The following is a 10,513-nucleotide window of genomic DNA, read 5'->3' on the forward strand; positions in this document are numbered from 1 at the left end:
TTTTAATTAACATTTACTTTCTTTTTTAGATAAGTTAAAACAGACATCACATCCTGCTCCCCATAGCCCTCATCATGTGCTGATTGATAGGTATCTTTCAAAACCTTTGTAAATGGAAGATCAGCACCTGCCGCTATGGCTAATTTGACATCCTTTAACATCAGATCCAGGGAAAATGCCGCTGGAAATGAATCTTCAATGATCGATTTTGTCTTCACTTTAGTTGCCCCGCTCCCACTAGCACTCTGGTTGATGATATCCATCATATCCGTACGGGAAATCCCCAACTTCTCTGCCAATAGAACGGTCTCTGCCATGCCTTGGTATAAAATAGACAGGTAATAGTTGATACAAAGCTTAGCCGCAATTCCTGCCCCATTAAAACCCAAATCCTTAACTTCCTTTCCCATAAGACTCAGGTAAGGATTAATCCTTTCTTTGTCCTCTTGCGTTCCACCTATCATGAATATCAACGTTCCTTCCTTGGCGGGCAGTGTACTTCCTGCTACTGGAGCATCGATAAAAGATCCTCCTTTCGCCAAAAGTGTAGATGCAATAGCCGTAGAAGCTTCTTCGGATATCGTACTCATGTCTACAAATAATTTTCCTTCTACGGTACCACGTAATATATTTTCATAAACAGCATGTACCGCATCATCATTCGTTAACATCGTAAAGATGATATCAGTTTGTTTGACCAGGTCAGAAATATCTTCACAAACTGTACTATGTTCCTCAAAATCTTTTGCCTTTTCTAAGGTTCGGTTGTAAACATAGAGGTCCACTCCTGCTTTCTCTAGGTTTTTGGCCATAGGATGACCCATATTGCCCAAACCTATAAATCCAACCTTAACTGCATTATCCATTAGCTTTTGTATTTATCATGTAAACCTTTGCCTGCGAGAACCAAAGGTTTGATTTTTTCTAGTCGACTTATTTTTGTCTTCTCCTGCTTCGCCTCATCAATATGTTCCATATATTCTTTCTTCTTCCCAGGCGTTAACTTTTCGAAGGCATCTTTAAATGCACTATCTTTTTCCATTTCTTCTTTTAGTAGACCTGTTAATTCCCGAACAGGACTTTTCTCTGGCTTAATCTCTTTACCATCCCTAATGGTCTGCACAGATTCCTCGATATAATCCAGGATCATTTTTTCATCCATATCCTTGACATCCGTAAATCGCCATTGCCGCAAAGATTTGGTCTTCCCTTCAGAGGCAGTTACCAAAACCTTCTTCCTATCGGTCAAGAAAACACCATTATAGAACCATAAAGAGAAAAAATCTTTAAAGCCACCCCAGGCAATTACATTTTTCCCCTGAAAAGTATACACATCCGTTCCCCATTTAAATGTTTTAACCAATGGAGTCTTAGTTTGTTCGATCAATCGCGTCATTAATTCTTCACATTCCGTCCAGCGCGTTCGATGGGTATCCCATTTAGGTCCTTCCTTATCTTTCAATTGGTCTACATTGTATTGTACCATCTTTTCAATTAGCGACTTTGGTAGCTCTTTTCCCAAAGGAATCTGAATGGCTCCCTTTGAAGTTTTTAAGCCTTTCAAATCATCCGCAAAATGGGAAATGGCAGCTGTACCTGGATATAATCCCAAGTGTTGTTTGAACATCGCAAAATGGATCAGATTTCCATTGTACCTGAAGGTCGGCATGCCATAGTTGATGGTCTCCTTGGCTTCTTTTGGCGCGGCGTTCTTAATAATCTGCCTAACATGTTCCAAGATGGATTGCTGTTCACCGGCAAAGTTGGCGATGTATTCGTCAATGGTAGAAAAGGTTACTCCTGCCATTCTACTGTTCTTTAGTTTTCATAAAATCAAAGGCACCATTGCGTAGGTTGATCCCATATTCTAAACTTGCCTTCATGCAAGCTAAGAAATTTGCCCAACCTTCTGTTTGTCCTATGGCCTGTTTTATTCCATCATCATCCTTCTCCATAAAACTTTCTTTTACACGGACTACAGTGGAATCATCGCTCAGCTCTTCCAAAAATATTTCTACAAGCATCCCTTCTGCTCCGCCGCTCCAATCGAAAGAAATGTATTCATTGGATTTGATCAATTTCCCTGTTACTGGAAAAACATCGTCAAACTCCGGGAACTTCCATTCTACCGTCACATCGGAATCCAGATTTCCAGTAGAACTCTTTATGAAATATTTGCTCATCTTATCGGCCTTGATGATGGCATCGAAAACATCTTCTACCGGTCTTTGAATTTGCAAGGCTGCTCGGGCTGTTAGTTTGTCTTTCATAAGTTTTGTGTTGATTCTAAAAACGAATATACCAATAAAAATTCTTGCCTTAAGGCAAGTGAACTTGAAATAATAATGAATAATTTCGGTTAATCAATTTAGAAACAACATGGAAACTCAAAAAGTAAAAGTACAATCCGCAATCAATGCACCATTAAAAAAAGTTTGGGAAGCGTATAATAATCCTGAAGATATCGTAAATTGGAATCAAGCATCTCCAGATTGGCATTGTCCTTCTTCGGAAAACGATCTACGGGTTGGCGGAAAGTTCAAGAACAAAATGGCCGCAAAAGACGGAAGTTTTGAATTTGATTTTGAAGGCACCTATACAGAGGTAACACCTTATAATTACCTTTCCTATGTTTTGGGGGATGAGCGGACGGCTGATGTTAGGTTTTCGGAATCAAACGGCCAAACCCTAGTGGATGTTTTATTCGATGCAGAGGGAACTAATCCGGTGGACATGCAGCGTGAAGGCTGGCAGGCTATTCTGAACAGCTTCAAGGATTATGTAGAAAATAAATAGAGAATATGGAAGCACCCAAATTTAAATTAGGACAGATTGTATGGGCAGACCTTACAACAACCAAAGCAGATTCCTTAAAGGAATTTTATAAGGAGGTAGCCGGATGGCAGGAATTTCCGGTGGCCATGCGTGATGATGACGGCGAATATAACGACTATGCCATGCTGGTTGATTCAGAAAATGCTGCCGGCGGCATCTGTCATAAGCGCGGAAAAAACAATAACCTCCCTCCCCAATGGATCATGTACATCTATGCAGAGGATGTGGAGGAACGGTTGAAAACCGCTTTGGATTTGGGTGCAAAATTGATCCATGAAAGCAAAAAACCAGATGGTACCTACAATTATGTCATTATTGAAGACCCGGCAGGCGCGGTATTCGGAATTGGTAATATGCAGTAATTAGGCGAAGTCAAATGGCAAAACTAAAAACGCATTATACCGATGAGGATGTCATCGCTTTCATTGAGCAGGTCGATAACCAACAGAAAAGAGAAGACAGCTATGAACTGATTCGATTGATGGAAGAAACCACAGGAGAAAAAGCAAGAATGTTCGGCCCATCCATCATTGGTTTTGGAAATTACCATTATAAATATGCATCAGGCCATGAAGGCGATGCCCCATTATTGGGCTTCTCTCCACGAAAAGCGGCTATTTCCCTTTATGTCTATTCGGGCAGTGAGGAACATGCGCATTTATTGGATGGATTGGGAAAATATAAAATGGGAAAAGCCTGTATCTATGTAAAAAAATTAAGTGATCTACATATAGATGCATTAAAACATTTGATGGAGGAATCTGTTAAATTTACCAAACAAACATATCCAGATTCCTAAGTTCAAAAAAATGAAACAGCACAGCACGAACTATTACAATACCCTGATCACCGTAGCGGAAGATTGCAAAGCAAAAGAAGCAATTGCTCCTCCGGTAAAAGAAGGAAAATTAACGGTAGCCAATCTGCAATATGATATGCTGATGGAAAACTCGGGGGATATGACCTCCGATGACCTTATATTTAACGTCCATGCCATCCGAAAAGATTTTATCGAGCAGGAATTGGAAACCGAAAGAGCAAATTTTTATTCAAAAGGACAAGCCTGTCTTCGAACCTCTCCACTGGCAAAAACCTATGGTTGGGCCATATTTCACGATGCTGAAGGAAAAATTAAATTATTAGATCCAAATACGGATGAATACAAAAGGTTGATGGAGGACGATGGCATCAAGAAAGTACCAGCAATGAAATCCAGCAAATAAAAAAAGAACTTGTCGTATGGCAAGTTCTTTTTGTTTTAAGCCCCGTAACTTAGTACTAATAAAAAATCATATACCATGGAAGATCAACATTTCTATCAATTTGATATTCAAGGAAATCAATTGACCATTAAGCGCAGTTACAACGGAAGCTTAGCACAAGTCTGGCGAGCATATACAGATGCTGAAATACTAGATTTATGGTGGGCGCCGAAACCATGGAAATGCGAAACAAAGTACCAGGACTTTGTTCCTGGAGGAACCTGGCTATATGCCATGAAAGGTCCAGAAAATGAAACCCATTGGTCTATTTTTAAATACAATACCATTAATTTCCAAGAATCCTTCTCCGGAACGGATGCTTTTACGGATGACCAAGGACATATCAACACCTCCTTTCCGCAATCGACTTGGAATACCTCTTTTGAAGAAAAAGATAATGGAACTTTGGTAACCAATATATGCACATTTGAAAATGAGGATGCAATGAATCAGCTTTTAGAAATGGGTTTTAAAGAAGGCTATGAAATGGGGCAGTCTAATCTCGATGCCTTACTAAAAGAAGGCTTTTAAAATCCTGTTGACAATGGGTTGTCAAAACCCCTCCTATCTTTGATTAAACATTTAGAAACCACATAAAAAAAACATTATGGCAAAGATTCATGCTTATTTAAATTTTAATGGAAATTGTAAAGAGGCTTTCGATTTCTATCAGCAAGTATTCATAACAGAATCAGTAGGAACCTACCGTTATGGCGATATGCCTGCAGACCCAAATATGCCCGCATTACCAGATGATGCCAAGGATCTCATCATGCATACTGCCATTAAGATCAATGATAGCACCATGATCATGGGATCGGATACCTATGAAGCTTTTGGTCCAAAAGCAACCTTGGGTACTTCCACTTACATTATGCTGGATGCTGAAAGTGCTGAAGAGGCTAAAGCGCTACATACCGCATTAGCCAAAGATGCACAAAACATAGAAATGGATCTGGCGGAAACATTTTTTGCGGAATTATATTCTTCTTTCCAAGATAAATTTGGCATCTCCTGGATGGTTCATTTCGAAGGAAACAAGAAAATGGGATAAGATTTTTCCCCTTCATTTCTTATATGAAGAATCTAACATTTAAAACTATTGGTAAAATCTTAATGGAGGTTCCTATGGAACAATATGAAAATGTATTGCATTTTTATAGGGACCTCCTATTGTTTGATGAAATTGATGGAGATTTCACGGACATTAATTGTAAAAAGACCATATTTCTGAACGGCAACCTTCAATTGGAAATATGTGCCTCCCCTGATATAAAAGAATCAACCATCAAATTATTGCTTGAAACCAATGACCTAAACCAAGCCAATAAAACCGAAAGTCATCTGGAAAAAAATGTTGCGGCATCTGAAATATTGCATGTAACAGATTATGGAGGCCTTCGACTAATGGTCATGGAAAATGACCTCAAAAATCCCTAAGCGATGCTCTACGAAATTATTCTCTTGGCCCAACTCCAACAAAAAAGAAAGGAAATCATCATGAAAAACAACATTATCCCTGCCATTTGGTTTGATCATAACGCCAAAGAGGCATTCGAATTTTACAGCCAAACTTTCCCAGAGACGGAAATCGAGAAAGCGGATGACATCGTCGTGGAAGGATCTATCCGTGGATTAAAGTTCATAGGAATTAACGGTGGTCCTTTGTTCAAACCAAATTCCGCTATTTCCTTTATGCATGTTTTTGAGACTAAAGAGGAATTAACAGCAGTATGGGAAAAACTGAGCCAAAAAGGAAAAATAATGATGCCTTTGGACAGCTATCCCTTCAGCGAACTATATGCCTGGGTAGAAGACCAATATGGCGTAAGCTGGCAGCTTTATCTGGGTAAACTAGCCGATGTAAACCAACAGAAAATCATACCTACCCTTATGTTCTGTGAAAAACAACAGGGAAGATGCAAGGAAGCATTGGCATTTTATGGAGAATTGTTCCCTGATTTTGAATCGCAGGGTGTTTTGGAATATCCTGAAGGTGAATTCAAAGGTCAGGTGATGCACGCACAGTTTAAAGCAAATGGGTATACGTTGGCTGCAATGGACTCTGGATATCCTCAAGATTTTAGTTTTACCGAGGGGGTTTCATTAACCATCTCCTGCAAAGACCAAGAAGAGATAGATTATTATTGGAACAAGATCACAGAAAAGGGACAGGAAAGTCAGTGTGGGTGGTGTAAAGACCAATTTGGGTTGAGCTGGCAGGTCGTTCCAAAACAGATTTCCGAGATCTTAAGTAATTATCCGCAGGCTAATCGGGCATTGATGGGTATGAAAAAAATTGAAATCGATAAGCTTATAAATGCTTAATATATACGGCATTAGGTATAAATTCTTATCTTTAATTTAAAGTTTGATAAATCTGTCCCTAAAAATTGCCTATTATTAGCCCATGAATTCATTTATCATATTTCTAAGAGCAGTAAATGTTTCCGGAAAAAACCTGATCAAAATGGCAGATTTAAAGGCTTTGCTCGTAAAGGAAGGATATCAGGATGTAAAGACCTATATCCAAAGTGGTAATGTTTTTCTGAAGAGTAATCTTTCGGCGAAAGAGTTAAAAACTAATTTCAACCAACTTTTAAAGAAGCATTTTCAACTCGAAATATCTTGTTTTGTATTAACCATAGATCAGGTTAAAAAAGCACTTGCCAACAATCCTATTAAAAGAGAAATGGAAGGCAATAAATTGTTTTTTACCTTCTTGGATGATACGCCCAAAAAAGAAGATATCGATGCATTGGGAGCTTTGGACATTAGCCCTGAAGAATACCATTTAAATGAAGATCTCCTTTACTTTTACTTACCAAATGGTATGTCAAACAGTAAACTAAATAATAATTTCTTCGAAAAAAAATTAAAAGTGAATGCGACGGGTAGAAACTTAAATACCATAAATAAAATGTTGCAATTAGCAAACGAATAATTAATTCAATTCATAAAACCAATCCAAAACAACATGAAATTTTTAAAGTATCTATTATTTATTGTACTCGGCCTAGTGGTCATTGTACTTATTGTGGCTGCCATCCTTCCGAAGGATTTCCATGCAGGCAGTGAGATCGTCATCAAAAAACCTAACCAAGAAGTTTATGATTATGTGAAATTGATCCGGAATCAGGGTAATTATGATAATTGGTCTAGGCAGGACCCCAATATCGAAAGACACTATGAGGGTGAAGATGGAACCGTAGGTTTTACCTATACCTGGAAAAGCAAAAAAGTGGGTGATGGAAAACAGGTGCTGACCAAATTAGACGAAGGAAAACGCGTCGATATGGATTTATTCTTTAATGGTACCGGAGATGCCAATAAATCATTTATGTCTACCACGCCAATCGATTCCACAAGCACGAAAGTCATTTGGGAAATTGATGGGAAAATGCCCTACCCCTTCAATATCATGTCTTTATTTTTTGATATGAACAAGGATTTTGATGCTGGACTTTCCAACCTGAAAGAAATATTAGAAAAACAATAACATTGCCAATCAAAACTCCTCTTAATCCATTAAAGATTAGGAGGAGTTTTATTATGGGTAAAACATTCGGGCAGCCTCTGCGTTTAATGTTAAATTAATCTTACCAACATGAAAAAGATCCTTTACGCCCTGATGATCATTGGACTTTCCGCTTGTCAGAATGCCAAAAATAACACTGAAAATTCTTTGAAGGATTCCGTTGTTGCTACCAATGATAGCACGGCAAAGGCCATCGATAATGCTTCTGCCTGTGTATGGTTGAAAGAAAATGTAGAAGGTTTTTTTAAAAAGGGCGACATGAATGCCATGGCCAATTTATGTACGCCAGCTTATTATGAATATAAAATGGATGCCACTAATGTTGATTTGGACCTGGATGGGAGTTTAACCGAATCGGAATTCCATGCGAAATATGCAAAAGATTATGATACTAAATTAGCAGGAATTGGTGCAGGATTTTTAATATCGGGTCAAGATTATGGCAGCATTACCCTATCCACTTGTGATGTATTACATGAGGATGCGGAAAGCATTACCCTAAAATCAGTCATATCCGATTGTGATTACCAGACCGATTACCATCGTGAAATTGTATTGGCCAAGGAAGGAAATAGTTTTAAGATCAAAGATGTTAAGGAATTTGATTAGCATATACATTACTCAACCAGGTAAATAACTGTTGATTATCAATACCTTGGACAGCTATACCTAAAGTTTTCATGATCTTATCAAATACCTCAGCGATCAAAAGATCATCCCTATTGCTGAATAATAGCACATGTTCGCCTGTCTTTGGATAGAATAGCACGATGTTATGAAATCCGGTACTTTCTCCTGAATGAAACCATATCGGTTCATTAGTTGAATCCAAGCCTCGGAACCAGCCATAGGAATACGTTATTGGTCCTTTAACGGGCATACTGTTCAACCTATTGAGATAGTCCTCTTCCACGTTTAACCCTTTCATTTCTTTTTTAAGATTTTTCAACCATTTCTGATAATCGCTTGCTGAAGTGTATACCCCACCATCTCCTAAAGTAGAACTCGTTAAACTTTGATCCGCAAAAATAAACCTGTCTTTTTGTGGATGATAACCATATGCCCGATTGGGGATTTTTCGATTCACATCATACAGGAGGGAATTTTTCATGTTGAAAGGATCAAAAAACATGGTTTTCATGGTATTGGCGTAACTTTCTCCAGTTAGTTGTTCAACAATTAACGCGAGCAAACAATAAGCTGTATTGCTATATCTAAACCTGCTTCCCGGTTCAAAAAATAAGGTTTCTGAAGGCTCGATAATGCGAAGGACATCTGCATCACTTAACGGTTGTTTAATCTGATCGCCCATGTGGCTTTCATAATCCGCGATCCCAGAACTGTGGTTCAATAGATGCTGAACTTTTATTTCGCCGACTTTTCCCTTTAAGTTTGGAAAGAAAGTGGAAATTCGGGTATCCAAGGTTAATTTATCAGCCTTTATTAATTCATGGATAGCTTTAGCCGTAAATTGCTTGCTCACAGAAGCCATTCTAAAATTGGTTTTAGCATCTATTCGGTTGGGAGTCTCTAGATGAGTGACACCGGAGGATTTAATAAACTGAAAACCCTTAAAATTTATGGAAACAACAGCTCCAGGATTAGTTCCACTTGGATAGGCTGAAGTAAAGATCTGTGTTATTTGATCGGCCAAATTTTTTTCTTGTGCAAAACTGGTTTTTAAACAAAAAACAAGAAATCCTATGGTGAAAACAAGACAATATGTAGGTTTAAACATGTTCATGAATTTAGGTTCATGCTTACAAATAACCGCACAAACTTAAATAAAAACAAGAAAACCGGCCAATATTTCTATTGAACCGGCTTTCACATGTAAAACATAATCTCTATTCAGCAATTTCTATACCTATTGCATTGGATTTCTTAAATTTTCTGTAACGGTCGATCTCATCAGCCAATTTTGAAATGGCAAATCCGACGATCGATGCATCATCCAACCAACCTAAAATCGGTATAAGATCTGGAACAGCATCCAATGGCGATACCACGTAAATAATGGTGGCAACGATGACCGATAAGTTCCATTTATTCATTTTATATCGGCCAGCGAACGTATCCTTGACCATAGCTATCAACAATTTGAACTCATTGGTTCGTCCTTGTAAATGTTGCGCTTTATCTTCAGCAAGATCAATTTCCTCGTTGGTCAACTTTCTGTTCTTGAAAGTATTGAACAATAATAACGCCTTACCAAAATAGTTTTTTTTCATTTTTTCTTTATCCATTTTCCTCTATGACATACATATTCTCAAACGGTTTAATCAATTAAAAATTATATGACATTAACCTAATTATCTTTTCATGTCTTCGCAAAAAAAAGAAGTGTTCAGATAATAAATTCATACAGCCAACGTTATAGTATTAAAAGAAGGATTATTTTAATGTTTTATTATGGCAATGGGCCATAATGCAAAGAGTAAAGTAATTTTTTTAGAAAGAGGTTGATGTGAATCAACCTCTTTTGTTGTTATATTGTATCTATCATACAAACAACAGATTTTCAAAACATGCTTAAAAGATCCTTAACCTTGGTTTTTCTCCTTCCTTGTTTGCTTTTTGGGATCATACCGAAAGTTTGGGGGGTAAAGATTTTTAAGCATATAATTTCATCACTCTGTACAGGAAGAATGTTGTGTCCCTTACGCCACGAAAGACACTCCTAAAAGCTTTGAGTTTTGCATTGAAAGATTCTGCCGAGGCATTGGTGCTTCTGTTATCGAAGTAGTGTAGTATATATTGGTGATGTGCTGCAATGGATCTTGCCACGCTCTCAAAGGAAGCAATGCCCGCATTCTCAACCTGATTGTGCCACAGACCTAGCTTTGTAAAAGCTATCTTTTTGTCCCTGCATTTGTTG

General features: G+C 38.0%; 17 protein-coding genes. 11 read left to right on the top strand and 6 right to left on the bottom strand.

The genetic code is table 11. The annotated features are described in order from the left end of the window. Positions 1–2: 2 nt before the first annotated feature. From CRJ00_RS04520 to CRJ00_RS04535, 3 genes are read right to left on the bottom strand one after another with little or no spacing between them, the layout of a single operon-like run. Positions 3–866, bottom strand: a complete 864-nt coding sequence (locus CRJ00_RS04520) for an NAD(P)-dependent oxidoreductase (RefSeq protein WP_099365690.1) — start codon at positions 864–866, stop codon at positions 3–5. Further along, a complete protein-coding gene (locus CRJ00_RS18955; protein WP_218962181.1) occupies positions 866–1,807 on the bottom strand; it encodes a DUF1801 domain-containing protein in 942 nt (313 codons plus the stop codon). The genes CRJ00_RS04520 and CRJ00_RS18955 overlap by 1 nt, the downstream gene beginning before the upstream one ends. A 1-nt stretch (position 1,808) precedes the next feature. After that, complete coding sequence (locus tag CRJ00_RS04535; RefSeq protein ID WP_099365691.1) at positions 1,809–2,270, bottom strand: SRPBCC domain-containing protein; 462 nt, start codon at positions 2,268–2,270, stop codon at positions 1,809–1,811. Between the two features lie 109 nt (positions 2,271–2,379). Here CRJ00_RS04535 and CRJ00_RS04540 point away from each other — a divergent pair, with 109 nt between their 5' ends. The 11 genes from CRJ00_RS04540 to CRJ00_RS04590 all read left to right on the top strand — a co-directional run bounded on the left by CRJ00_RS04540 (position 2,380) and on the right by CRJ00_RS04590 (position 8,244). Continuing rightward, positions 2,380–2,796 carry an SRPBCC family protein gene (locus CRJ00_RS04540; protein WP_099365692.1) on the top strand — a complete coding sequence of 139 codons (417 nt, stop codon included), beginning with the start codon at positions 2,380–2,382 and terminating at the stop codon, positions 2,794–2,796. A gap of 5 nt (positions 2,797–2,801) precedes the next feature. Next, positions 2,802–3,197, top strand: a complete 396-nt coding sequence (locus CRJ00_RS04545) for a VOC family protein (protein ID WP_099365693.1) — start codon at positions 2,802–2,804, stop codon at positions 3,195–3,197. Positions 3,198–3,211: 14 nt separating this feature from the next. Next, positions 3,212–3,634 carry a DUF1801 domain-containing protein gene (locus CRJ00_RS04550; RefSeq protein WP_099365694.1) on the top strand — a complete coding sequence of 141 codons (423 nt, stop codon included), beginning with the start codon at positions 3,212–3,214 and terminating at the stop codon, positions 3,632–3,634. Positions 3,635–3,644: 10 nt separating this feature from the next. Beyond that, positions 3,645–4,058, top strand: coding sequence for a DUF6157 family protein (locus CRJ00_RS04555; protein WP_099365695.1), 414 nt, complete (start codon positions 3,645–3,647; stop codon positions 4,056–4,058). 75 nt (positions 4,059–4,133) lie between these two features. Beyond that, positions 4,134–4,628, top strand: a complete 495-nt coding sequence (locus CRJ00_RS04560; RefSeq protein ID WP_099365696.1) for an SRPBCC family protein — start codon at positions 4,134–4,136, stop codon at positions 4,626–4,628. 76 nt (positions 4,629–4,704) lie between these two features. After that, positions 4,705–5,151: a VOC family protein gene (locus CRJ00_RS04565; protein ID WP_099365697.1), complete on the top strand. Its 447-nt coding sequence runs from the start codon at positions 4,705–4,707 to the stop codon at positions 5,149–5,151. Positions 5,152–5,174: 23 nt separating this feature from the next. Further along, positions 5,175–5,537: a hypothetical protein gene (locus CRJ00_RS04570; protein ID WP_099365698.1), complete on the top strand. Its 363-nt coding sequence runs from the start codon at positions 5,175–5,177 to the stop codon at positions 5,535–5,537. A gap of 3 nt (positions 5,538–5,540) precedes the next feature. Continuing rightward, positions 5,541–6,425 (top strand): VOC family protein, encoded by an 885-nt coding sequence (locus CRJ00_RS04575; RefSeq protein WP_099365699.1) that lies wholly within the window; start codon positions 5,541–5,543, stop codon positions 6,423–6,425. An 82-nt stretch (positions 6,426–6,507) separates the two neighbouring features. Next, on the top strand, positions 6,508–7,041 hold the full coding sequence (locus CRJ00_RS04580; protein ID WP_099365700.1) for a DUF1697 domain-containing protein: 534 nt from the start codon (positions 6,508–6,510) through the stop codon (positions 7,039–7,041). A gap of 33 nt (positions 7,042–7,074) precedes the next feature. Then, a complete protein-coding gene (locus tag CRJ00_RS04585; protein WP_099365701.1) occupies positions 7,075–7,596 on the top strand; it encodes an SRPBCC family protein in 522 nt (173 codons plus the stop codon). 108 nt (positions 7,597–7,704) lie between these two features. Further along, a complete protein-coding gene (locus tag CRJ00_RS04590) occupies positions 7,705–8,244 on the top strand; it encodes a hypothetical protein (RefSeq protein ID WP_099365702.1) in 540 nt (179 codons plus the stop codon). Here the strand turns inward: CRJ00_RS04590 and CRJ00_RS04595 are convergent. The 3 genes from CRJ00_RS04595 to CRJ00_RS04605 form a co-directional block, all read right to left on the bottom strand. Continuing rightward, positions 8,228–9,289, bottom strand: coding sequence for a serine hydrolase domain-containing protein (locus tag CRJ00_RS04595; RefSeq protein WP_180268421.1), 1,062 nt, complete (start codon positions 9,287–9,289; stop codon positions 8,228–8,230). The two genes, CRJ00_RS04590 and CRJ00_RS04595, sit on opposite strands and share 17 nt — an antisense overlap. 193 nt (positions 9,290–9,482) lie before the next feature. After that, positions 9,483–9,866, bottom strand: coding sequence for a YkvA family protein (locus CRJ00_RS04600; protein WP_167554306.1), 384 nt, complete (start codon positions 9,864–9,866; stop codon positions 9,483–9,485). A 382-nt stretch (positions 9,867–10,248) separates the two neighbouring features. Beyond that, the coding region (locus CRJ00_RS04605; RefSeq protein ID WP_144038068.1) for a transposase at positions 10,249–10,513 on the bottom strand (265 nt) is incomplete at its 5' end.

The sequence above is a fragment of the Sphingobacterium sp. 1.A.4 genome, from assembly GCF_002734245.1.
Taxonomy (GTDB): domain Bacteria; phylum Bacteroidota; class Bacteroidia; order Sphingobacteriales; family Sphingobacteriaceae; genus Sphingobacterium; species Sphingobacterium tenebrionis.

Coding starts and splice junctions, on each gene's coding strand:
- CRJ00_RS04520 (WP_099365690.1), bottom strand. CDS start 866: ATGGATAATGCAGTTAAGGTTGGATTTATAGGTTTGGGCAATATGGGT.
- CRJ00_RS18955 (WP_218962181.1), bottom strand. CDS start 1,807: ATGGCAGGAGTAACCTTTTCTACCATTGACGAATACATCGCCAACTTT.
- CRJ00_RS04535 (WP_099365691.1), bottom strand. CDS start 2,270: ATGAAAGACAAACTAACAGCCCGAGCAGCCTTGCAAATTCAAAGACCG.
- CRJ00_RS04540 (WP_099365692.1), top strand. CDS start 2,380: ATGGAAACTCAAAAAGTAAAAGTACAATCCGCAATCAATGCACCATTA.
- CRJ00_RS04545 (WP_099365693.1), top strand. CDS start 2,802: ATGGAAGCACCCAAATTTAAATTAGGACAGATTGTATGGGCAGACCTT.
- CRJ00_RS04550 (WP_099365694.1), top strand. CDS start 3,212: ATGGCAAAACTAAAAACGCATTATACCGATGAGGATGTCATCGCTTTC.
- CRJ00_RS04555 (WP_099365695.1), top strand. CDS start 3,645: ATGAAACAGCACAGCACGAACTATTACAATACCCTGATCACCGTAGCG.
- CRJ00_RS04560 (WP_099365696.1), top strand. CDS start 4,134: ATGGAAGATCAACATTTCTATCAATTTGATATTCAAGGAAATCAATTG.
- CRJ00_RS04565 (WP_099365697.1), top strand. CDS start 4,705: ATGGCAAAGATTCATGCTTATTTAAATTTTAATGGAAATTGTAAAGAG.
- CRJ00_RS04570 (WP_099365698.1), top strand. CDS start 5,175: ATGAAGAATCTAACATTTAAAACTATTGGTAAAATCTTAATGGAGGTT.
- CRJ00_RS04575 (WP_099365699.1), top strand. CDS start 5,541: ATGCTCTACGAAATTATTCTCTTGGCCCAACTCCAACAAAAAAGAAAG.
- CRJ00_RS04580 (WP_099365700.1), top strand. CDS start 6,508: ATGAATTCATTTATCATATTTCTAAGAGCAGTAAATGTTTCCGGAAAA.
- CRJ00_RS04585 (WP_099365701.1), top strand. CDS start 7,075: ATGAAATTTTTAAAGTATCTATTATTTATTGTACTCGGCCTAGTGGTC.
- CRJ00_RS04590 (WP_099365702.1), top strand. CDS start 7,705: ATGAAAAAGATCCTTTACGCCCTGATGATCATTGGACTTTCCGCTTGT.
- CRJ00_RS04600 (WP_167554306.1), bottom strand. CDS start 9,866: ATGAAAAAAAACTATTTTGGTAAGGCGTTATTATTGTTCAATACTTTC.